We start from the raw sequence: 299 nt of genomic DNA, 5'->3' as shown, positions 1-299 counted from the left end.
ATAGAAACGCAGGGAGTACAAGCGGAGCAGGGAATTGTGATAGGTGATGTGCCTCTTACTCCAATTCAGTGCTGGTTCTTCGAGCAAGCACATCCACATACAGAGCATTGGAATCAATCAATGCTTTTAAGAGTAAAAGAAAGATTGAATGTGAAATTACTAGAGGGAGCGATATTAAATTTACTGAAACATCATGATGCTTTACGTTTCCGGTACGAACAGTTACCAAACGGAACGTGGAGGCAGAGAAATGAAGGGACTGATGAGCTGTCAGTACTCCATGTTGTAAAACGTAATCA

General features: G+C 41.5%; 1 protein-coding gene. It reads left to right on the top strand.

What is annotated here, in order from left to right; translation table 11 throughout:
• On the top strand, positions 1-299 hold a 299-nt coding region (locus SB717_RS34935; RefSeq protein WP_410907473.1), incomplete at both ends, for a condensation domain-containing protein.

The organism is Priestia sp. SIMBA_032 (genome assembly GCF_046535215.1).
GTDB lineage: Bacteria > Bacillota > Bacilli > Bacillales > Bacillaceae_H > Priestia > Priestia aryabhattai.
This window is presented reverse-complemented; position numbering and strand designations above follow the sequence as displayed.